Source organism: Geosporobacter ferrireducens, from assembly GCF_001750685.1.
Taxonomy (GTDB): Bacteria; Bacillota; Clostridia; order Peptostreptococcales; family Thermotaleaceae; genus Geosporobacter; species Geosporobacter ferrireducens.
In genome coordinates, this window is sequence record NZ_CP017269.1 from 5604902 (window position 1) to 5626368 (window position 21467).

Below are 21467 nucleotides of genomic sequence, written 5' to 3' on the forward strand. Positions count from 1 at the left end.
TGTTTTTTTATTACTACTTTTTCCAATATGACTTTTTTGCTAAAAAAAGAGGAATTGCTACTGTTTTGAAGAATATATAGTGATGTAGATTTATGAGTTTTCTGGAGGTCGTAGTAGTATGTCTAGAAATAGTTGTGTAGAGTTCAAAGGAAGTAAAGAAGGTATTATTATACATTTTGATGGAAGTGTTGATTTTAACAATTTAAAGACGCAACTTATCTGCAAAATTGAAGCAGGTAAGCACTTCTTCAATGGTGCAAGAGTTGTTGACTTTATTGGGAGAGTTTTAACAGAAGATGAAAAAAATGAAATAAAAGAAATCATACATAACTCATACGGTATGGTAATCCTTGAGAAGAAAGAGGAGAATCCAATTAGACTTACTGAAAAAAAGGCATTTGAAGGAATTGAAGAAGGTAATACAAAATTTTTAAGAGCAACTGTCAGATCTGGGCAAAAAATCAACTATCCAGGCAATGTAGTGATTATTGGAGATGTAAATCCTGGTGCGGAAGTGGTTGCAGAGGGAAATATACTGGTCATGGGTGCAATGAGAGGTTTTGCCCATGCAGGCTCATCAGGGAACGAAAGGGCTTTTGTTGCAGCATATTGTCTTCAACCAACGCAACTGCGAATCGCGGAAATAATTGCTAGATCCCCTGATCATGATACGATTAAACCAATCGTACCAGAATTAGCTATAATAAAGGATCATACTGTGGTGATAGAGCCATATCTCCCCAATAAGTAAATTTGTAAATATGAAATATTGACAATGGAGGGAATGAAAATGGGTGAAGTAATTGTCATAACTTCCGGAAAAGGCGGCGTAGGAAAAACAACTACAACTGCCAACATCGGTGCCGGATTAGCGTTAAACGGAAAAAAAGTAGTAGTTGTAGACGCTGATATCGGATTGAGAAATTTAGATGTCGTGATGGGATTGGAAAATAGAATCGTTTATGATATTGTAGATGTTGTAGAAGGCGTATGCAGATTGAGACAAGCCCTTATCAAAGATAAGCGCTTCGAAGGTCTTTATCTTCTACCCGCAGCTCAGACTAAAGATAAAAATGCGGTAAATCCACAGCAAATGCAGGAATTGTGCAGCGAACTAAAGGAGTCCTTTGATTATGTTATAATAGATTGTCCGGCTGGCATTGAGCAAGGTTTTAAAAATGCAATCGCAGGGGCAGACCGGGCTATTGTTGTAACCACACCGGAAATTTCAGCTGTAAGAGATGCCGATAGAATTATCGGTTTATTAGAAGCAGCAGAATTAAGAAATCCGTTGCTAGTGATTAATCGTATACGAATTGAAATGGTAAAAAGAGGAGATATGATGAATATCGAAGATATGATCGATATTCTAGCGATTGACTTATTAGGGATTGTACCAGATGATGAATCAATCGTTATATCAACCAATCGAGGTGAACCTGCCGTTATAGAAGAAAAGTCAATGGCTGGAAGAGCCTATCGAAATATCACAAAAAGAATTATGGGCGAGGAAGTACCTTTTTTACAGCTAGAAGGAGAAGAAACTTTTATGTCAAAACTTAGGAAGCTATTTGGTGTAGGCAAATAGTTTTGAAGGGAGCGTTGTAACAATGGATTTTTTTAAATTATTCAGTAGAGAAGATACTTCAAGCAAGAATGTGGCAAAAGAAAGATTAAAACTAGTTTTAGTCCATGACCGGACAAACTGCTCCTCGGATTTCCTGGAAATGATTAAAGGAGATTTGTTAAAAGTAATCTCTGATTATATGGAAATTGATGAAGAAGGTACAGATATCAAAATTACTAAAACAAAGCGGACTGCTGATGAAGCTATGGTACCTGCTTTGATAGCAAATATTCCGATTAAAAAAATGAAAACGAGGTAAAAACCGACGATGTCGGTTTTTTATTGTCTACGAGCGTGCAATTTTCAAACTTAGTAAAAATTGCAGCCATGAAAAGGAAATGATAAAATCATTTAATAATAAAGATTGAGAAAATTCAGGTCCATATGATATAATTGTACCGGAAATTGATTGTAATAGAAAATAAAGCCTTGTTTACTTTGTAAATATTTTAAAATTTCAGATGTTATGCTGGACAACCTTACTTTAGTTATAGAGGCTGTGCTATGGCTGTGTATACGATTGTTTTAAATGCAGGAAAGAGTAGAATGAAAATTTAATTTAGAGAGGAGATAAAAACAATGAATATCGCATTGATCGCCCATGATAGAAAAAAGGAAGATATGGTGAACTTCGCTATTGCCTACAAGCATATTCTATCTCAATGCCAGCTGGTAGCTACAGGAACTACGGGAAGGATGGTGCAGGAGGCAACGGATTTAGAGATTAAGAGGTACTTATCAGGTCCATTGGGAGGAGATCAACAAATTGGTGCTGAAATCGCCAATAATAGTGTGGATATGGTGATTTTTTTTAGAGATCCCCTTACTGCACAACCCCACGAGCCGGACATATTAGCATTACTAAGATTATGTGATGTACACAAGATTCCAGTTGCAACCAATATTGCTACTGCTGAAATATTATTACGAGCCATGGAAAAAGGAGATTTCCAATGGAGAGAAATTATTAAATAAAAAAGGTATCGCCCACTATTGGGTGATACCTTTTTCATAGCTTATTTATATATTAATCTTTACGCCTTTATTTCTTACTAAATATCTCCATTGTCTCATTAACCATGGCATTAGGTAATGATCAACACCAAAGGAACGTCCTGCTCCACCAAGGCATGCAATAGAAGTAACCAGATACCAGTAATCCCACAATCCTGTAGAGAGTAAGAAATTGATATTCATACCAATAGATACAATTGCTGCAATAAATGTAAAGGTTCCAGTAATAAAAGCGATACCCAATCCTAATTCTGTGATAACAATGAGCCGTTGAAACAACATGGCATTAGGAACAATAATGTTCTCACATATCCAAGCATACCATTCCGGAGTATTTTGTCCGATCAGATTCATCCCTTGCAAAACAGCACCTGTGGCAGTATCAACAACCTGAGAAGCAGAGGCGACAGCTTCGACAGCTTGAGAGGCAGAAGTTGTGGCTTCTACGGCTTGGGAAGCAGCAGCAGTAACATCAGCAGCACCCGCAGCCACTTTTTGTGCATAAATAGATACTTTTGAAAACCATCCATCGCTATACTTATGAATGCCTTGCATCAACCACATATATCCTAAATAAACACGCATAATAACCATCCAGAAAGAAAATGTTTCTGTAGTGAGATGCTTTTTAATGATATTGTCGTCCTTACGTTGATGAGTGAATTGATGCTTCAAGTAGCGGATTACTTGTTCAAAACCACCGATGCCAAATTGATAGTGGACATTTACCATATGCTTAATAAACATGGCAAAGATGCCTGAGGTCTTCATACCCATCGTGTCTGCAACTGCATACTTGCGACCGATAGAAACCATCACGCCATGTAATTTAGGTTTGCATTTTTCCAAAGGCTTGCCATGAATCATATTGGCAATATTGAGTGCAGCACTTTTTCCAGTATGCAATGCAGATTCTACTAAAGGTGGAAGTGCAGAACCTTTTTCTTCAACAAAATAAGAGTTATCACCTACAAAAAATACATTTGGATTTTTGGTGGATTGAGTATATTCATTCACCTCAATTCGGCCCCGGCCTCTTGCTGCAGCAGGAAATCCTAGTGTATCAATAAATCGATTTACTTTGATACCACCGGTCCAAATTAGTGTATGTGTAGGAATAGAAGTACCGTTATTCATTTGGATTTCATCAGCTGAAACTTTTGAAATCGGCGAATTCGTCATAACTTTAATATTATTTTTTCCCAAATAATTCATAGCTTTTTCTATTAAGCTTTGATCAAGAACCGGTAAGATTTTATCCATAGCTTCTACAACAATCAATTGTACTTCACTTTTTGATATATTGTGTTCTTTGCAGAGAACCGGCGTCCATTGAATTAATTCACCAATCATTTCAATGCCTGTAAAACCACCGCCGCCCACTACAAAAGTTAGATAGGATTTACGTTTTCCAGGATCCATTTCTTTAGAGGCCAATTGAAACATGGTACGGATATGCTGATTGATCTTTTTAGCATCCTCTAATGACCAGAGTGTAAAGGCATTTTCTTCCATACCATCGATACCAAAATAAGCTGGTTCACTACCGCATCCGATTATCAAATAATCGTATTCATATTGACTTGATTCGGATAAAAGATTTTGATTATCAAAATCAATGGATGTAATCTTATCTTGAATAATCTCCACATTAGTATATTTAAAAATATCCTTTAAATATACTTTTACACTTTCTTCATCTACTCTATTTCCAGCTACTTCATGGAGTTCTGTTAATAAAGTGTGTCTTTCATGAACATCGATAATCGAGATCTTTACTGGTTCTTTTTTAAGCTTTTTATGTAGCGTTAGAGCTGCTTCTACGCCTGCATATCCAGCACCCAGAACGATTACTCTTTTCACATAAAACCCCCCTTAAGTAATAAATAATATTAATGGATAGTATTGATATAAATTATACAAGTTTATTATATCAGAAATGTCAATCCAAGTATAATGATAAAAATAATAGAAAATAAGATTATATAGGGGAAAACTTAGAGTATCTACAGATTTTGATTTATTAAGAAATTTATGGACGAATTCAGAGGAAATTTATTTTTTTACATTTGACAGTTTTTTATTTAGGATATATTATTAAAATGGAATGAAACAAATATAAACTTCTGAATAGAGTCCCAATGCATTTTGTATTGGGGTTTATAATTCTTATCGATAAAGACAATCATTGACGAATGGAGGAAGTAGATGTTCAAAAAAATCTTTATAATAATTTTAACTTTGTCAATGTTACTTACAGGATGTACAAAAGAGAAAACGTTGATAACAGATTCAGCTTATATGTTAGGTACTTATCTGCAAATTAGCATTTGGACAGAGGATCAACAAAAAGGAAAAGAGGTCATTGCGGAGTGCTTTCGCAGAATACAGGAAATTGAACAAAATATGAGTGTCAATATCGAAGACAGTGAAGTGACTAAAATCAATAAGAATGCAGGCATAGAACAAGTTGCAGTAAGCAATGACACTGCCTTTGTATTAGGAAAAGCAAAAGAATATGCTGCTTTAACAAAAGGTGCTTACGACCCCTCCATAGGGCCTTTAGTAAAATTGTGGGGCATTGAAACGGATCATGAGAGGGTGCCTGAAAAAAATGAAATTGATGAAGCCCTCAAATACGTAAATTATAACGCTATTCAAATTCAAGATGAAAACAAGATTAAACTTGCAGATAGAGGAATGTTTATCGATTTAGGTGGTATCGCCAAAGGGTATGCGGCTGATGAAGTTGCAAATATTTTGAGAAAAAGAGGCATTCAACATGCTATGGTTAATTTAGGGGGTAATGTATACGCATTAGGCAACAAAATCGATGGGGATGATTGGAAGGTGGGGATTCAGAATCCTTATGAACCAACAGGTACCCATATGGGTATTGTGGAGATAAATAATATGACGGTTGTATCTTCTGGTAATTATGAAAGATATTTCATGAAAGGGGATATACGATACCACCACATTATTGACCCTAAAACAGGATACCCTGCAGAAAATGGAGTGATTAGTACTGTAATTATAAGTAATTCTTCCATTGATGCAGATGCATTATCTACAGGTATATACGTTCTAGGACTTGAAAAAGGAATGGAATTAATAGAAAATATTAATGATGTGGAATGTATCATCATAACAGAGGACAAAGGTGTTTATTTATCCTCTGGCATGGAGGGAAAATTAAAGATCTCTAACGACACATTTTATCTGGCGAACTAAGCATTTTGTACAAAGAAGGTGAAACGATGAGCTACTGGAGTAAATATCCTCATATTCAAACAGAGATGGATAAAGTAGAAGAAATCTTGACAGATACAGTAAAAAGTAGAAGAAAAATTGTACAAGATGCTTCTATGGACTTAATTCAAGCAGGAGGAAAGCGAATCCGCCCTGCCCTAACAATTATATCCGCTCAATTCGGGCAGTACGAAAGTGACAAAGTGACTACCCTAGCAGCTGCTTTAGAATTATTTCATACAGCGACTTTGATTCATGATGATATTATTGACAATGCGAGTGTACGAAGAGGCGTTGAAACGGCGCAGTCAAAGTATGGGAAAGATATTGCCGTATACACGGGAGATTATTTGTTTAGTAAAGCATTTTTACTAGTATCCCATATAGATGGAGGGCAAAAGGTTACTCATCTATCTAGGTTTATTAAGTCTATATGTGAAGGGGAAATCGAGCAGCATGCTGCAAAATACAATAGCTCCGGTTCTGTAGTGACCTATCTGAAGAGAATTAAGTATAAGACAGCTCTCCTGTTTGCTCTTTGTTGCCAGGTAGGGGCTGAAACGGCAAACTGCAGTCCAAAAATGATTCGGAGTTTGCGAAGGTATGGAATGTCTATAGGAACGGCTTTTCAACTAAAGGATGATTTGATTGATCTTACGGGCGATGTAAAGACTACAGGAAAACCAGTTGGCAGTGATATTCTAGAAGGAGTCTACACAATGCCTTTATTGTATACGCTAAAAAACAATTTGTTTAGGAAGAAAACCTTAGACTTATTAGATAAGGGAAACTTAGAGCATAAAGATATCTACGAGATTATAAGCTTCGTAAAAGAGGCTGGAGGCATAAAATATACGCAAGAATTTGAGAGAAAATATTATCATAAAGCAAGGCAGACGCTAAGACATCTGCCGAACCACCCGAATGTGATCATATTAGATAAACTTATAGATGAAATGGCAATCAGAGTGAAATAGTAATCTTATAAAAGGAAAAGGACTAAAGCTATCTACAGTTTTAGTCCTTTTGTAATAATTACTTTCCAGACAAAATATATTATTATCATAGAATACAAAGGGAGGGTAATTATGAACAGATTCTATGGAAGAATAAATGTAAATAAACCAAGGCTAACATCTTATCCAAACTATACACACAGTTATCCGGGAACACAAAATAGGGGAAAGACTTTATATAAAAAGTTATTAAGCCAGGTAGTTATTTGCATTATACTCGTACTTTTAGCAATTTTACTAAAGACAATTAATTTACCGATAACGAATAAAGCAACGGAAGCCATTAAAACATCTTTAATCGAAAGCATGGATTTTAGAGGTTCTTTTAATAAAGCGATTCGCTATGCGAAGGAAATTCCTAATTTTCCTGAAAAAGCGGTTGCAGTTTTTCGGAATGGCGAAAAGCCTATTCAAGAGAATATTTCCTTCGTTCCACCTATTCAAGGAAAAATCATGTCAAGTTATGGAGAAAGCTATGATGCAGTACTAAATATAAAAACCTTTCAAAGAGGAATCGATATAGAGCCAAACCAACGACAAAATATTATTGCAATTGGACATGGTGAAGTGATAGAAATTGGAGAAAGCAGCACATTAGGAAAGTATATTCAGATTCAACATAGTAACAATATCATTTCGCTATATGCAAATTGTTCCGAGATTGCTGTTCAGCGAGGCGACAAATTAGAAAAGGGTGAGAAAATTGGTATTATCAATGTTGGGGAAAGTGAACAAGAAAAATATTTCCATTTTGAGCTCTGGATAGATGGAGATGTAGTGGATCCAACCCAATATATACAATTTGATAGAATAACACTTTAACAAAGGTGGTTTATTCGATGCGGTTATTAAAACTTTATGACATCGAAATTCGTTTGAACCTACTGCTATGCATTGGGTTTATTTTCTTTTTTTTCTTTGGATATGTTGAAAATGCCATCATTTCTTTCCTTTTAGTTTTCTTGCATGAGTGGGGACATACAATAGCAGCTTATCTTTTCGGATATCATGTAGAATATATTGAAATCTTCCCATTTGGAGGTGTAGCAAAACTCACAGAGAATATAGGCGTAGATCCATGGCAGGAGATTATCATAGCTGCTGCTGGACCCTTTACTAGTTTTTTATTAGCTTTGATAGGCTATCAATTTTCTGTACTTTGTTCGATGACAAATGATTTGATAACCTTTTTTATCATGGCAAATTTAGTAATCGGTTTTTTTAATTTATTGCCGGTCATTCCACTGGATGGTGGAAGAATCTTACGTGCATACCTTGCATACTTTGTTGGCTTTAAACGAGCTACAAAAATTAGTCTATGGATCTCTAAAATCCTTTGTGTGGTGCTAGCTGCATTCGGTTTCTATATAATGAAATATAATCCTATTAATATCATATTATCTTGTGCAGCTCTTTTTATTTATGTTGCAGCCCAAAGAGAATATAATATGGCAGCTTTTGTATTTATGAAGGATATTACTGAAAAAAAGCAATATCTTCTTTCTAAAGGCGTTCTAAAAACAAAGCACCTCGTTGCAGTTCAGAATTCTTCTGTAAAGGAGGTAATGAATCAGTTTCTTCCTAGAAAATATCATATTATTACAGTAATGGACACGAGATGTAATATTGTAGGAACACTTACAGAAAATCAGATGCTTGAGGGTATGATACAGTATGGTGCAAATGTTACCCTGGATAAGTTGTTAAGATAAGTGTAAAATGATAAAATAGTTATGCTTCATATAATCTTAGTATTGTTGCATTTAACTACAAAAGGATACAAATAATAGGAATAAGATTGTTTTTGATTAGGAGGACAAATGATGAATAAAGCTGTTTTAGAGGAATTGCTGTACAATGTTGAAAAACCATCCCGTTACATAGGAAAAGAAATTAATAGTATAGTAAAACAAATGGATCAAATTTCAGTTCGGTTTGGATTTGCTTTTCCGGACATCTATGAGGTTGGCATGTCGCATCTCGGAATGCATATTCTTTATAATCTGCTGAATCAGCAAGAGGATGTTTATTGTGAACGTGTTTTTGCGCCTTGGACAGACATGGAAAAGCAATTGAGAGATAATAAAATTCCTCTTTTCACACTAGAAACCCATAGTTCAATAAAAGCGTTGGACTTTTTAGGATTTACTTTGCAATATGAGTTGAGTTATACGAATATTATTAACATGCTGGATTTGGGACATATACCGCTAAGAAGTTTCGAGCGGGGGGAGGATGATCCTTTTGTCATTGCAGGTGGGCCATGCTCATATAATCCTGAACCATTGGCAGAGATCGTAGATATTTTTGTGATCGGAGAAGCTGAAGAGGTAATTCTTGAGATCGTCGAAGAATACAAACTGTGGAAACAGAAGGGCAAGAGTCGCCATAGTTTCTTAGAACATATTGTAAAGATACCGGGCGTATATATTCCAGCTTTCTATCAAGCAATGTATGATGGAGAAGGTAAGCTAACGGATTTTTTTCCACTTTCCGAAGAATATCCCAGGGAAATCACAAAAAGAATTATTGAAAACTTGGATGAAATCTATTATCCGGAAAAGGTGATTGTTCCGTTTATGGATATTGTTCATGATCGTGCTATGGTAGAAATCTTCCGAGGATGTACAAGGGGATGCAGATTTTGTCAAGCAGGAATGATTTATCGTCCACTAAGAGAAAGATCTCTAGATAAAGTAAAAAAAATGGCAGATGAATTAATCAAGAATACAGGATATGAAGAATTATCGTTGGCATCTCTCAGTACAAGCGATTACTCCCAATTGGAAACATTGGTACGACATCTTATTGATGAATATGGAGAAGAAAAGGTTGGCATATCGCTACCATCCTTGCGATTGGATTCTTTTTCAATGGAATTAATCAAAGAAATACAAAAGGTAAGAAAAACCGGATTAACCTTTGCTCCGGAAGCGGGAACCCAGCGCTTGAGAGATGTGATCAATAAGGGTGTAACAGAAGAAGATTTGATTAGTACTGTCGAAAAGGCATTTTCAATGGGATGGAGCAATATAAAGCTTTATTTTATGATTGGACTTCCTACAGAGACCTACGAAGATCTAGATGGTATTGCAGCCCTTGCCCACCGTGTTGTAGAAACCTACTATAAGGTCCCTAAGGAAAAAAGAAATAAGGGTTTGACAGTTACCATCAGTACATCTTCCTTTGTTCCAAAGGCTTTTACCCCTTTCCAATGGGAAGTGCAGAACAGCCTAGAGGATATAAAAGAGAAACAAAATTACTTAAAAAACAAATTAAGGCATAAGAATATAAAATATAGTTATCATCAAGCAGAGACCAGTTATTTAGAAGGAGTTTTTGCAAGGGGCGACAGACGAGTAGGACAAGCTATAATTAAAGCTTGGGAGCTGGGGTGTAAATTTGACGGATGGAATGATTTTTTTAATTACGAACAATGGATGAATGCTTTTATACAATCGGAACTTGATCCAAACTTTTATACATCTAGAAGAAGAGAATATGAAGAACGATTACCTTGGGATCATATACAGACAGGTATTCGAAAACAATTTTTAATCAACGAATCTGAAAAAGCCAAAGAAGGGATCTTAACGCAGGATTGCAGAATGAATTGTACAGGATGCGGAATTAATCAAGGCTTGATAGGCGGTGTTTGCTAATGTATAAAATTAGAGCACGATACACAAAAACAGATATGATGAAATTTATCTCTCACTTGGATCTTGTGAGACTAATGCAAAGAGCTTTTAGAAGGGCAGAAATTCCTATGGTCTATTCTCAAGGCTTCAATCCTCATCCAAAGCTTACTTTTGCGACAGCCTTATCCGTAGGTGTTTCCAGTGAGGGAGAATACTTGGATGTAGAGATCAAAAGCTTTATTGATCTGGATGTATTTAAATCAAAAGTAAATCAAGTACTCCCAGAAGGAATGAGAATACTTCAATGTAAATATATGGAGCAAAAATCTGAATCCATAATGGCAGTGATTGAATATGCGTCTTATCTGGTAAATGTAAGATTAAAAGAAAGTGCTGAAATAGAACAGATTAAAAATAGCATCAACCATTTTTTATCCTTAGAGGAAATTTTAGTGCTTAAGAAACCAGGTAAAAGGAATAATGATAATAAGAAAGAAATAAACATAAGAACATACATTAATCAGTTGGAATTATTTTCTATTGAAAAAGATGAGCTGATGCTGAAAATGGTATTGGCAACAGGAAGCAGAGGGAACTTAAAGCCTGAAGTTGTTATACAAAAATTAGCAGTAGATGAACAAATCCCTTTAGAGATAGAAAAAACAAGAATTCATCGATTGGATCTTTATGCAATGGTAGATGGAAAGATGGTGACACCTATAGTGTAAGCCATAATTAATGCCTAGGGGGATTGGTGGAATGAAGGAAATAGTCGTTGATGCCAGTCTAAATCAGACTAGAGTTGCTTTGCTAGAAGATGGCGATTTGGTAGAGATTTATATTGAACGGGAAAGTAATAGAAGAATGGTAGGGAACATCTACAAAGGGAGAATAACAAATGTTTTGCCTGGTATGCAGGCTGCTTTCGTAGATATCGGGTTAGAAAAAAATGCATTTCTTTATGTAAAAGATGCGATTCCCAGTGATTATACCGAAAGCGACAGTAAATCTACGAGAGAAGTATCTATTAAAGATGTTGTGAAAAATGGACAAGAGATTATTGTACAAGTGACTAAAGAACCTATTGGAACAAAAGGGGCAAGAGTTACAACCCATCTAACTTTTCCAGGCAGATATCTTGTCTTAATGCCTTATGTAAATTACATTGGCGTCTCTAGGCGTATCAAAGATGAAAATGAAAGAGAACGTATCAAGAAAGTAATGGAAGAAATTATACCCAATAATATGGGCGTTATCGTAAGAACTGCTGCAGAAGGAAAAGAGCAGAAGGACTTGAAAGAAGACTTGAAGTTCTTGATTAAACTATGGCAGCGAATTGAAAAAGAAAAATACTTAGGTTTTGCGCCAAAAACTATCTATAAGGACCTTGATTTATTGCAAAGAACGGTTCGCGATATGTTTACAAACGATATTGACCGGTTTGTTATTAATAGTAAAGAAAAATATGATACCATCTTAGAACTGGTAGAATGGATTGCTCCTCAATTAAAAAGCAGGGTAGAATTTTTCGCGGCAGAAACAGATTTATATGATACTTATAACATTGAGGTTATGATTAAAAATGCACTTTCCAAAAAAGTTTGGTTAAAAAGCGGGGGGTATATTGTAATCGATCAAACTGAAGCATTGACTGCTATTGATGTAAATACCGGTAAATATGTAGGAAGCGTAGATTTAGAAGATACAGTTTTGAAGATCAATAAAGAGGCTGCAAAAGAAATCGCCAAACAACTGCGATTAAGAGATATTGGCGGGATTATTATCATTGACTTTATTGACATGAGTCATCCTGATGGAGAAAAATCAGTTTTGGAAGTACTGCAGCAGGCATTGGCAAATGATAGGACCAAAACAAATGTATTAGGCATAACGCAGCTGGGACTCTTGGAGATGACAAGAAAAAAAGTAAGACAACGAATCAGCTCTGTACTTCAAAAAAAGTGTCCCTATTGTGATGGTTCAGGAAGAGTTCTTTCAGAACATAACTGGATTCATCAATTAGAGAGAGAAGCAAAAAGGATTTCTAAGCATACAAATGCAGAAGCAATGCTGGTAGAGGTAAATCCTTTTGTGTATAATGCTTTAAAACAAGAAGAACAGCATATTCAAATATTAGAAAATGAGATTGGTATAAAAATATTTATTAAGAGTGTAGAGGATAATGCCCCAGAAGAATTAGTTATCCGATCCATGGGGAGTATAGAGAAGATTAATAGTTTATTATATAGGGAACAATTGACAGTAAAACGTTGACATTTAACAACTGTTATGATATTATTTATATTCGTAGGTAGCCGCACAAATCGGGTTGCAAACGGAAACGTACCTGGGATTTGGCGAGACTGGTTAGAGGAGGTGTAACGATGTACGCAATTATTGAAACTGGTGGTAAGCAATATAGAGTCCAAGAAGGAGACACGCTTTTCATTGAGAAATTAGAAGCAAGCCAAGGTGACACAGTAGAATTTGATAAAGTTCTAGCTGTTTCCAAAGATGGCCAATTAGTTCTTGGAACACCGGTTGTAGGTGGCGCTAAGGTTTCTGCAACTGTAGTTGAAAATGGTAAAGGACCGAAAGTTATAGTTTTCAAGTACAAGGCAAAGAAAGATTATAGAAAGAAACAAGGACACAGACAACCGTATACAAAGGTGAAAATCGAACAAATCAATGGATAAGGCTTGTGAAGTCCTATGATTATTATTAGAGTTACAAGAGATCAAGAAAAAAACATCATTAGTTATTTAGTAAAAGGACATGCAGATTACGCGGAGCGTGGTGAAGATATCGTTTGTGCAAGTATATCCATACTAGCACAAACTGCGATTTTAGCGCTGCATGAAATTGCTGAAATTGACATAATGTATGAAGTGAATGACGGCCATGTGTTCTGCAAGCTGCCCGATGACCTTTCCTCCGATCAGAGAGAAAAGGCGCGTATTATACTAGATACGCTGTACATCGGCATTAAAGGGACACAAGGGATGTATGGAAGATATATTGATCTTCGTGATGAGGAGGTGTAGAGAATGTTGCTATTTCATATAGATCTACAGCTATTTGCAAGTAAAAAAGGGGTAGGTAGCTCCAAGAACGGTCGTGACAGTGAAGCTAAAAGACTTGGCGTAAAAAGAGCTGACGGACAATTGGTAACTGCCGGAAGTATATTGGTAAGACAGCGTGGAACCAAAATTCACCCTGGAAATAATGTAGGTAAGGGCGGAGACGACACCCTATTTGCTATGGTAGAAGGTGTTGTAAAGTTCGAAAGAAAAGGTAAAGATAAGAAACAAGTAAGCGTATACGAAAAAGAAGAAGCAGTTGCTAAATAATAAAAAATCCACGCAATTAAAGCGTGGATTTTTTATTGGGTTCATCAATCTTATTATGGATATAGAATAATTTCCTGCTGATAGGTTGAATATATACATATAAAAGCATAAGTAAATATAAAATAAAGCTGTTGACAGCCCATATGCAGTTGATATAATAAATTTATTAGAAAATGAAGTAAGTTAAACTGCTTGATGACATGAAACTTGTTGTTTTTTGGAGAATAAAAATATATTGAATACATAGTTAAGGGTGATATATAATGTTTGTAGACAAGGCAAGGATATTTGTAAAGGCAGGGAAAGGCGGAGATGGTTCTGCTTCTTTCAGAAAAGAAAAATATGTTCCTGCAGGAGGCCCGGATGGTGGCGACGGTGGTGACGGAGGAGATTTGATCTTTGAAGTGGACGCAGGCTTAAGGACACTAATGGACTTCCGCTACAAGAGAACATACATCGCGGAAGATGGAGAAAACGGTAAAGGGAAAAAAATGTTTGGTAAAGATGCCAAAGATTTAATCCTGCGGGTTCCACCAGGAACAATCGTGCGTGATGAAAAGACCAATCTTATTATTGCTGATCTGACGGATTCTGGGCAGCGTGCTATAATTGCAAAGGGTGGTAAAGGGGGTAAGGGAAACGTACACTTTACCACTGCTACAAGACAAGCACCGAATTTTGCAGAGAGTGGAGGACATCCTGAAGAAAGATGGGTAATCTTAGAGTTAAAATTATTGGCTGATGTTGGACTTGTTGGATTCCCAAACGTTGGTAAATCCACAATTTTGTCAATCGCTACTAGTGCTAAGCCTAAAATTGCCAATTACCATTTTACTACCATTACACCTAATCTAGGAGTCGTAGAAATCGATAAAAAGAGCTTTGTATTGGCAGATATACCGGGTTTAATTGAGGGGGCCCACGAAGGTATTGGATTGGGATTAGAATTTTTAAGACATGTTGAGCGAACAAAACTATTGATTCATGTTGTTGATGTATCAGGCATAGAAGGGCGAGACCCACTAGAAGATTTTAATAAGATCAATGACGAATTAAGACACTATGATCAAAGACTAGCTAAAAAACCTCAGATTGTGGCTGCCAATAAAATAGATTTATTATCTGATACAGAGAATTTTGATAAATTTAAAAAAGCAATAGAAGAACAAGGATATGAAGTTTTCCCTCTTTCTGCTGCAACGAAAGAAGGCATTGAACAGTTGCTTCGTTATGTGGCGAATAGATTGGATGAAATACAAGAGGAACCTATATATGAAGAAGAAGAGACCTTTAAATATTATAAGCTAGATGAACAAGAGAAAAATCAGATCATCGTTAGAAGGGAAAACGATTATTATGTTGTAGAAGGAAAACCAGTAGAAAAACTGATGTATTCCACCAATTTAAGTGATATGGATTCATTAAGATATTTTCAAAACTTTCTTAGAAAGAGGGGTATTGTGGATGAACTGAAAGCCTTAGGTATTCATGATGGCGATACAGTGAAAATTTATGATTTTGAATTTGAATATTATGATTAATGATGAGATGGAGGTCAAAGATTTCATATGAGCTGTTTTAACTGCCAAAACTGCAAACAAGGATCACCTGCATATTTCTGTTTAGAAAAAAATGATTTTGTCATTAATGAATCCCAAAATTCACAGGCTTTAGAGGATAAAATTAGGGGTGGATGGAAAAAAGGAAGCAAAAACTACGAAATTCATAGAAGAAAACTCAGAAAAGAGATTGAGGTTTAATAGAGGAGGATACAATTGCTAACTGGAAAACAAAGAAGCTATTTAAAAGGACTTGCGAATACAATAACTCCGATTACTCAAATTGGTAAAAGCGGTATTACTGATAGTTTTATTGCACAATTAGATAGTGCTTTAGAGGCAAGAGAGCTTGTTAAAGTACATGTATTAGAGAACAGTCTTCTGGATTCAAAGGAAGCTGCAAATGAAGCTGCACAGTTGACAAATGCAGAGTTTGTACAGGCTATTGGAAGTAAATTTGTTCTATATAGGAAGTCTAAGGAAAATCCTAAAATAGAGGTGCCGAGGTCTTAAATATATAACACAAAATAAAAAGCTCAGGATATCAACTGAGCTTTTTATTTCGTATGAATTTTATTATAATCGTCCCGCATACAGCATTTGCAAAACTGAAATTCGGGATACATTAATATATGAAAGATGACTTGAGATTTTGTGTCATACATCTTTATGTAGGGATCTATAATCTTTTCTATATTACAGCTTTGTTTTTTATTTTCCAGATCATGAATAGTTTTTGACAAAGGATTTAGATCAACAAGATATTTTCTTTCGCAATATGCTTTTGATTGTCTCACCATATCACCAACCTCCTGATATATAAACTATTCTAGAAAAGTAATTAAATTCCTTTTAATGAAGAAAAATAAATATACAAAAGGAATCCGTTTATCGTAAAAAAAGGAATATTTGTTTTTTTGTTGTCAAAACCATACAATTATATATAATATAATTACAATAAAGATCAGATAATTTACCTTGGAGGAATAAATATGACTTCGATCAGTTCACTTGACATTATTCAACGTGAAAATCGCGATTTTAAAAAAGTAGGAATTATGGGTGGCACCTTTGATCCCATTCATTATGGTCATTTAGTGATAGCAGAACAAATTCGCTGTGAGTATCAATTAGATAAAATTATTTTTGTTCCCGCTGGAAATCCACCGCATAAACTAGATGCAGACGTTAGCAATAGCAAGCATAGATATTTTATGACATTACTGGCTACAGTAACAAATCCGTTTTTTGAAGTTTCAAAAATCGAAATGGAAGAAGACGAAATATCTTATACGATTCATACATTAACAAAATTAAAGAAGATATTTTCAGAAGATGTGCAGTTGTTTTTTATTACAGGAGCTGATGCAATATGTGATATAGAAAATTGGAAGGATGTAGAGGTTCTTGTAACTATGTGTGATTTTATTGCTGCAACGCGCCCGGGATTAGAGTCTCCGAACTTAGAAGAAAAGATACAGCAATTACAACATAAGTATAACTCATCCATTCGAAAAATGGATGTACCCGCATTAGCAATATCATCGACAGATATAAGGTGCCGTGTTAGAGAAGGACAATCTATTAAGTATCTTTTACCGGAATCTGTAGAGTATTATATCTATAAACACGGTCTTTACCGCTAGGAGGAGATATAATGAAAGATTTGTCATATATTGAGAATCATATCAAAGAAATGCTTACAGAAAAAAGATACCAACACTCCTTAGGCGTCCAAAAAACTGCGATCCAGCTAGCCAAGCAATATGGGGCGTCTATTGAAAAAGCAAGTATTGCAGCTTTAATTCATGACTGCGCCAAAGATCTATCTATTGAGCAGTTATTGAAACATGCTGCACAATTTGATATAATAATTGATGATCTTACAAAATTCCATCCTGAGCTGTTACATGGGGCAGTTGGAGCAGCTTTGGCGAAAAGCTTGTTTAGTATTCATGACGAGGAAATCATTGATGCCGTTAGATACCACACGACGGGTAGAAGCAATATGACAATGTTAGATAAGATCATTTATTTAGCTGATTTTATTGAACCCTCAAGAAATTTCGATGGAGTGGATCAGCTGCGTGCGATGGCTTCATCCAATCTGGATAGAGCTACTTTAATGGCATTAGAACATACGATCTATTATGTGATCAAAAAGAGTAAATTATTGCATGTGGATACGATTCATGCAAGAAATTTCCTTCTATTGAGGCAAGATGGACTTGAACAGGAGTGAGAGAGTGAAAAAGTTTTTTAAGGTTCTACTGATATCCTTTTTTTGTTTTGTAATCGTTTTTAGTGCAGGTGCATATATTTTTCTCAATAGCCTCAGTGCAGGAAACGACCTAAATACCCCTAGAGAAACAGGAGAAGATTTACCGGAAAAGGACGAACCCGTTAATGTATTAATTCTAGGTGTCGATGCCAAGGATGTGAAAAATAGTCAGGGTGCAAGATCCGATACAATTATGTTGGCTACCTTTGATCCTAAATCCAAAAAAGTTAATGTGATTTCTATCCCAAGGGATACGAGAGTGGTAATCCGAGGACAAAAGGGAATGGATAAAATTAACCATGCGCATGCTTATGGTGGCCCAGATTTAGCAATAAAAGCCGTTAAGGATTTACTTGAGGTTCCGATCCATTATTATGTACGGGTGGATTATAAGGCATTAGGAAAGATTGTAGACGATTTAGGCGGCGTGGAAGTAGATGTTCCTATGAATATGAAATATAGTGATCCAACAGCAGATCCACCTTTAAAAATCGATTTAAAAAAGGGTGTACAGGTTTTAAATGGGGATAAAGCGATGCAGTTTGTACGCTTTAGAAAAGGATATGCGGATCAAGACTTGGGTAGAATCAAAGCGCAGCAAACCTTTATGAGGGCTTTGGCAGACAAGCTGTTGGAACCCCAGACCATTATTAAACTGCCTAAAATCGCGAAAACTTTCAGCACCTATGTAGCGACAGATATGCCAGTATCCACCATAACTGCCTATGCATTAAAAGCGAATGGGGTAAGTATGGATAACATTGAAATGCTTACAATTCCCGGAGCACCTAAAATGGTTAGCGGAGTATCCTATTATATCCCTGACACCAATAAAATTAAAACAATCATGACGGATTTATTCCAGAATACTTTAGAAAATACCCAGCCGGTAAACAAAGTTGAAGATCTCAGTGAATTTAAAAGTGATGTTACCATTGAAGTATTAAATGGCTCAGGAATCAGCGGTGTAGCTACGGATGTATCGAATAAATTAAAAGCCGAAGGGTATAATATCGTCAATGTAGATACGATAAAAGGCATCAAATACAGCCAAACCCACATCTACGACAGAAAGAATAAAATGGCAGAGGCTAAGAAAATAGCAAAAATACTAGACATAAAAGATGTTGAAAAAGATATATATCTTCAGGCGGAGGCTGACATTACGATTATAGTAGGCAGCGATTATAAAAAATAACCATTGGCTGATGCCAGTGGTTTTTATATTTGAATCTGGAAAAGCCCGTAAATCCTATACTTACAAAACTAGTATATTCAGTAGGCAACCTGTATATATATTATTGATAAAGTTTTAAAGGAGGATTCTATGGGCAATATAATAGTATTTGTGATGTTTTTTTTAGGTTTGATTATAATAATAAAAGGTGGAGATTTGTTCGTAGAATCCGCTATATGGATGGCCATTGTTACTGGAATCCCAACAATTATAATTGGGGCCACTTTAGTCAGTCTAGCTACTACTTTACCGGAATTCTTTGTTTCAACCATTGCATCTGCTAAGGGCTATACAGAAATGGCTATTGGAAATGCGATTGGTTCTACGATATGCAATATGGGACTTATTCTTGGTACCTGTGCAATCATTTCTCCAGTTGCTATTAGAAGAAAATTTTTCAGCTTTAAAGGATTACTCATGGTAGCTGTATTGGTGATCTTTTACTATTTTGCCAGTGACTTTATTGTTGATGAATTTGAAGGATATATGTTGCTAATGATTTTAATTCTATATATAATAGTAAATATCTTAGAACTGAAGGGGAATGCTTCAGCTATTGATCAATCAGAAGAAAGCGTAACGATACCTTTAGTCATAAAGAATATTTTTAACTTTATTTTGGGAGCAGGGATGATTATACTGGGAGCTAGACTGCTGGTAGATAACGGTGTGACGATTGCGAATATTTTTAATATACCAGAGCAAATTATAAGTCTGACATTGATAGCCTTGGGTACTTCACTGCCAGAATTAATTACATCTATTACAGCAGTGGTCAAAGGACATATGGGTATTTCTATAGGAAATATTATCGGTGCCAACATTCTAAATCTAACTATGGTACTGGGAGCGTCTTCTCTACTTTCTGGCAAGGGGCTTATGATATCATCACGAGATATGCACATTTTAGACCATGTTTTGGTTAATGTACCACAAACCCTCGTATTAGATATACCCGTATCCTTGCTGTTGATGTTGATTCTAGTACTTTGTGGCTCATATAAGAGAATGATTGACAGAATGCATGGCTTTTTGCTGTTTTCGATCTATATTAGTTATTTGTTTATGTTGTATTATATAACCTTTTAAATACAAAAGATGCAGGAGGGTGTTCATGATAGGAGAAACAAAAAACATGGCTATTGAAATTGGAAAAATTGCTGATGCTAAAAAAGGTCAAGATATCGTTATATTGGATATAAGACAGATTTCAAGCTTCGCTGATTATTTTGTAATTGCAAGCGGTACTTCTACAAGACATGTAAAGGCAATAGCAGATGAAATAGAAGATCAAATGAAGGACAAGGGTTTTGAGTTGAACCATAAAGAAGGTTATGATTCTGGTACTTGGATTCTCATGGACTATAACACTGTAATTGTACACATTTTTATTGAGGAGCAACGGAGTTTTTACAGTATTGAGAGAGTTTGGAGAGATGCCACACAATTAGGTATTGACATATAGAAATTAACTAATTATAATAATTATTAATTGGTGAATTGTTAAAATATTAGTACATTTCAAAATAATATTGAACCTTCAAATTTAGAGACAAGCTATAAGCGATTTGTAGATTCTTTTAGCCGGGATGTAGATTTAGGGCAATAAAAATGTCCTATTGAATATAGTACCACGAGAGATATCTCGTCTCGTTGATGGGACTAGAACTGATCAGGGTACTTTTTTTATGAAAAGCACGAAAAAGTTTTTTAGAAAAGCTCATGTTATTTTAAATTATACAAAAATTATTATGGATGTATCAAATAATTACTGTATATAAAATTCCAATAAGACAAAAACATTTGAATAATAAGATAAAGGGGTGGGGAAATGACTAATGAAATACATCCAATTTTAAGGAGTATAATGCCGATAGTGGAGGGCATTTCAAAAACTTTTGGGAAAAATTGTGAAGTCGTACTTCATGATTTTAATAATTTTCAAAGTTCTATTATTGCGATCGAAAATGGTCATGTTACGGGTAGAAGCATAGGTAGTCCAATGACTGAAGTAGGACTACAAGCAATAAGAAAAGGGCATACTGAAGATAATATTATTAATTATACTGGAAAAAGCACCGATGGTAGAGCGTTAAAATCTAGTACGATGTTTATAAAGGACGAAAACGAAAATGTGATTGGTTGCCTTTGTATTAACTTTGATATGTCTGAACTAATTGTAGCTCAAAATGCCATTCAAGAGATTACGCAGACGGAAGATAAGGAAGATACAAAGTTGCGTGAAAATGTTTCCAACAGCGTTAATGATGTACTGTCTAATATTGTGGCAACGACGTTGGAGGATATCGGTAAACCTGTAGCGTATATGAATAAAGACGAAAAAGTTACGATTGTAAAAAAATTAGATGACCAGGGAGCTTTCTTAATAAAAGGGGCTATAGATTACGTTGCGAAGGTTTTATGTGTTTCAAGATATACCATCTATAACTATTTAGATGAAATTAGAGTAAATACAAAGTAGGAGGTTTC

24 protein-coding genes are annotated in these 21467 nt (G+C 35.4%); 22 read left to right on the top strand and 2 right to left on the bottom strand.

Annotated elements, in window-relative coordinates; translation table 11 throughout:
- Positions 1 to 118: 118 nt before the first annotated feature.
- The 4 genes from minC to mgsA all read left to right on the top strand — a co-directional run bounded on the left by minC (position 119) and on the right by mgsA (position 2602).
- On the top strand, positions 119 to 751 hold the full coding sequence (gene minC / locus Gferi_RS26295) for a septum site-determining protein MinC (protein WP_069981064.1): 633 nt from the start codon (positions 119 to 121) through the stop codon (positions 749 to 751).
- A 39-nt stretch (positions 752 to 790) separates the two neighbouring features.
- Positions 791 to 1588, top strand: coding sequence for a septum site-determining protein MinD (gene minD / locus Gferi_RS26300; RefSeq protein ID WP_069981065.1), 798 nt, complete (start codon positions 791 to 793; stop codon positions 1586 to 1588).
- Positions 1589 to 1610: 22 nt separating this feature from the next.
- On the top strand, positions 1611 to 1886 hold the full coding sequence (gene minE / locus Gferi_RS26305) for a cell division topological specificity factor MinE (RefSeq protein ID WP_069981066.1): 276 nt from the start codon (positions 1611 to 1613) through the stop codon (positions 1884 to 1886).
- A gap of 320 nt (positions 1887 to 2206) precedes the next feature.
- Positions 2207 to 2602: a methylglyoxal synthase gene (gene mgsA / locus Gferi_RS26310; protein WP_069981067.1), complete on the top strand. Its 396-nt coding sequence runs from the start codon at positions 2207 to 2209 to the stop codon at positions 2600 to 2602.
- 45 nt (positions 2603 to 2647) lie between these two features.
- Here the strand turns inward: mgsA and Gferi_RS26315 are convergent, their stop codons facing one another.
- Positions 2648 to 4504 (bottom strand): NAD(P)/FAD-dependent oxidoreductase, encoded by a 1857-nt coding sequence (locus tag Gferi_RS26315; protein ID WP_069981068.1) that lies wholly within the window; start codon positions 4502 to 4504, stop codon positions 2648 to 2650.
- Positions 4505 to 4849: 345 nt separating this feature from the next.
- Between Gferi_RS26315 and Gferi_RS26320 the strand changes: the two genes are divergently transcribed.
- From Gferi_RS26320 to yhbY, 12 genes are all read left to right on the top strand, one after another.
- On the top strand, positions 4850 to 5875 hold the full coding sequence (locus Gferi_RS26320) for an FAD:protein FMN transferase (protein ID WP_069981069.1): 1026 nt from the start codon (positions 4850 to 4852) through the stop codon (positions 5873 to 5875).
- Between the two features lie 26 nt (positions 5876 to 5901).
- The gene (locus Gferi_RS26325) at positions 5902 to 6870 is read left to right on the top strand and encodes a polyprenyl synthetase family protein (RefSeq protein WP_069981070.1); all 969 of its coding nucleotides are present in this window, start codon (positions 5902 to 5904) and stop codon (positions 6868 to 6870) included.
- A 111-nt stretch (positions 6871 to 6981) separates the two neighbouring features.
- Complete coding sequence (locus Gferi_RS26330) at positions 6982 to 7731, top strand: M23 family metallopeptidase (protein WP_069981071.1); 750 nt, start codon at positions 6982 to 6984, stop codon at positions 7729 to 7731.
- Positions 7732 to 7748: 17 nt separating this feature from the next.
- The gene (locus Gferi_RS26335; RefSeq protein WP_069981072.1) at positions 7749 to 8621 is read left to right on the top strand and encodes a M50 family metallopeptidase; all 873 of its coding nucleotides are present in this window, start codon (positions 7749 to 7751) and stop codon (positions 8619 to 8621) included.
- 111 nt (positions 8622 to 8732) lie between these two features.
- Positions 8733 to 10571, top strand: a complete 1839-nt coding sequence (locus Gferi_RS26340; RefSeq protein WP_069981073.1) for a TIGR03960 family B12-binding radical SAM protein — start codon at positions 8733 to 8735, stop codon at positions 10569 to 10571.
- On the top strand, positions 10571 to 11278 hold the full coding sequence (locus Gferi_RS26345) for a TIGR03936 family radical SAM-associated protein (protein WP_069981074.1): 708 nt from the start codon (positions 10571 to 10573) through the stop codon (positions 11276 to 11278). Before Gferi_RS26340 ends, Gferi_RS26345 begins: the two co-directional genes overlap by 1 nt.
- A 31-nt stretch (positions 11279 to 11309) precedes the next feature.
- A complete protein-coding gene (locus tag Gferi_RS26350) occupies positions 11310 to 12824 on the top strand; it encodes an Rne/Rng family ribonuclease (RefSeq protein ID WP_069981075.1) in 1515 nt (504 codons plus the stop codon).
- A 110-nt stretch (positions 12825 to 12934) separates the two neighbouring features.
- On the top strand, positions 12935 to 13246 hold the full coding sequence (gene rplU / locus Gferi_RS26355; protein WP_069981076.1) for a 50S ribosomal protein L21: 312 nt from the start codon (positions 12935 to 12937) through the stop codon (positions 13244 to 13246).
- Between the two features lie 15 nt (positions 13247 to 13261).
- Positions 13262 to 13594 carry a ribosomal-processing cysteine protease Prp gene (locus Gferi_RS26360; protein ID WP_069981077.1) on the top strand — a complete coding sequence of 111 codons (333 nt, stop codon included), beginning with the start codon at positions 13262 to 13264 and terminating at the stop codon, positions 13592 to 13594.
- 3 nt (positions 13595 to 13597) lie between these two features.
- Positions 13598 to 13900, top strand: a complete 303-nt coding sequence (rpmA, locus tag Gferi_RS26365) for a 50S ribosomal protein L27 (protein WP_069981078.1) — start codon at positions 13598 to 13600, stop codon at positions 13898 to 13900.
- Between the two features lie 263 nt (positions 13901 to 14163).
- Positions 14164 to 15441 carry a GTPase ObgE gene (gene obgE / locus Gferi_RS26370; protein ID WP_069981079.1) on the top strand — a complete coding sequence of 426 codons (1278 nt, stop codon included), beginning with the start codon at positions 14164 to 14166 and terminating at the stop codon, positions 15439 to 15441.
- Positions 15442 to 15675: 234 nt separating this feature from the next.
- Entirely contained in the window at positions 15676 to 15972 is a 297-nt protein-coding gene (gene yhbY, locus Gferi_RS26380; protein ID WP_069981081.1) for a ribosome assembly RNA-binding protein YhbY, read from the top strand.
- A gap of 44 nt (positions 15973 to 16016) precedes the next feature.
- Here yhbY and Gferi_RS26385 read toward each other — a convergent pair whose 3' ends face one another.
- A complete protein-coding gene (locus tag Gferi_RS26385) occupies positions 16017 to 16259 on the bottom strand; it encodes a hypothetical protein (RefSeq protein WP_069981082.1) in 243 nt (80 codons plus the stop codon).
- Between the two features lie 192 nt (positions 16260 to 16451).
- On the opposite strand from Gferi_RS26385, the gene nadD reads away from it, so the two are divergent.
- The 6 genes from nadD (at position 16452) to Gferi_RS26415 (ending at position 21459) form a co-directional block, all read left to right on the top strand.
- Positions 16452 to 17105: a nicotinate-nucleotide adenylyltransferase gene (gene nadD, locus Gferi_RS26390; RefSeq protein ID WP_156782496.1), complete on the top strand. Its 654-nt coding sequence runs from the start codon at positions 16452 to 16454 to the stop codon at positions 17103 to 17105.
- An 11-nt stretch (positions 17106 to 17116) separates the two neighbouring features.
- Positions 17117 to 17701: a bis(5'-nucleosyl)-tetraphosphatase (symmetrical) YqeK gene (yqeK, locus tag Gferi_RS26395; RefSeq protein ID WP_069981083.1), complete on the top strand. Its 585-nt coding sequence runs from the start codon at positions 17117 to 17119 to the stop codon at positions 17699 to 17701.
- Positions 17702 to 17705: 4 nt separating this feature from the next.
- Entirely contained in the window at positions 17706 to 18938 is a 1233-nt protein-coding gene (locus Gferi_RS26400; RefSeq protein WP_069981084.1) for an LCP family protein, read from the top strand.
- A 129-nt stretch (positions 18939 to 19067) separates the two neighbouring features.
- Positions 19068 to 20066 (top strand): calcium/sodium antiporter, encoded by a 999-nt coding sequence (locus Gferi_RS26405; protein ID WP_069981085.1) that lies wholly within the window; start codon positions 19068 to 19070, stop codon positions 20064 to 20066.
- A 25-nt stretch (positions 20067 to 20091) separates the two neighbouring features.
- Positions 20092 to 20442, top strand: coding sequence for a ribosome silencing factor (gene rsfS / locus Gferi_RS26410; RefSeq protein ID WP_069981086.1), 351 nt, complete (start codon positions 20092 to 20094; stop codon positions 20440 to 20442).
- A gap of 402 nt (positions 20443 to 20844) precedes the next feature.
- Positions 20845 to 21459, top strand: coding sequence for a helix-turn-helix transcriptional regulator (locus Gferi_RS26415; protein WP_236932664.1), 615 nt, complete (start codon positions 20845 to 20847; stop codon positions 21457 to 21459).
- Positions 21460 to 21467: the final 8 nt, after the last annotated feature.

Coding starts and splice junctions, on each gene's coding strand:
- minC (WP_069981064.1), top strand. CDS start 119: ATGTCTAGAAATAGTTGTGTAGAGTTCAAAGGAAGTAAAGAAGGTATT.
- minD (WP_069981065.1), top strand. CDS start 791: ATGGGTGAAGTAATTGTCATAACTTCCGGAAAAGGCGGCGTAGGAAAA.
- minE (WP_069981066.1), top strand. CDS start 1,611: ATGGATTTTTTTAAATTATTCAGTAGAGAAGATACTTCAAGCAAGAAT.
- mgsA (WP_069981067.1), top strand. CDS start 2,207: ATGAATATCGCATTGATCGCCCATGATAGAAAAAAGGAAGATATGGTG.
- Gferi_RS26320 (WP_069981069.1), top strand. CDS start 4,850: ATGTTCAAAAAAATCTTTATAATAATTTTAACTTTGTCAATGTTACTT.
- Gferi_RS26325 (WP_069981070.1), top strand. CDS start 5,902: ATGAGCTACTGGAGTAAATATCCTCATATTCAAACAGAGATGGATAAA.
- Gferi_RS26330 (WP_069981071.1), top strand. CDS start 6,982: ATGAACAGATTCTATGGAAGAATAAATGTAAATAAACCAAGGCTAACA.
- Gferi_RS26335 (WP_069981072.1), top strand. CDS start 7,749: ATGCGGTTATTAAAACTTTATGACATCGAAATTCGTTTGAACCTACTG.
- Gferi_RS26340 (WP_069981073.1), top strand. CDS start 8,733: ATGAATAAAGCTGTTTTAGAGGAATTGCTGTACAATGTTGAAAAACCA.
- Gferi_RS26345 (WP_069981074.1), top strand. CDS start 10,571: ATGTATAAAATTAGAGCACGATACACAAAAACAGATATGATGAAATTT.
- Gferi_RS26350 (WP_069981075.1), top strand. CDS start 11,310: ATGAAGGAAATAGTCGTTGATGCCAGTCTAAATCAGACTAGAGTTGCT.
- rplU (WP_069981076.1), top strand. CDS start 12,935: ATGTACGCAATTATTGAAACTGGTGGTAAGCAATATAGAGTCCAAGAA.
- Gferi_RS26360 (WP_069981077.1), top strand. CDS start 13,262: ATGATTATTATTAGAGTTACAAGAGATCAAGAAAAAAACATCATTAGT.
- rpmA (WP_069981078.1), top strand. CDS start 13,598: ATGTTGCTATTTCATATAGATCTACAGCTATTTGCAAGTAAAAAAGGG.
- obgE (WP_069981079.1), top strand. CDS start 14,164: ATGTTTGTAGACAAGGCAAGGATATTTGTAAAGGCAGGGAAAGGCGGA.
- Gferi_RS26385 (WP_069981082.1), bottom strand. CDS start 16,259: ATGGTGAGACAATCAAAAGCATATTGCGAAAGAAAATATCTTGTTGAT.
- nadD (WP_156782496.1), top strand. CDS start 16,452: ATGACTTCGATCAGTTCACTTGACATTATTCAACGTGAAAATCGCGAT.
- yqeK (WP_069981083.1), top strand. CDS start 17,117: ATGAAAGATTTGTCATATATTGAGAATCATATCAAAGAAATGCTTACA.
- Gferi_RS26405 (WP_069981085.1), top strand. CDS start 19,068: ATGGGCAATATAATAGTATTTGTGATGTTTTTTTTAGGTTTGATTATA.
- rsfS (WP_069981086.1), top strand. CDS start 20,092: ATGATAGGAGAAACAAAAAACATGGCTATTGAAATTGGAAAAATTGCT.
- Gferi_RS26415 (WP_236932664.1), top strand. CDS start 20,845: ATGCCGATAGTGGAGGGCATTTCAAAAACTTTTGGGAAAAATTGTGAA.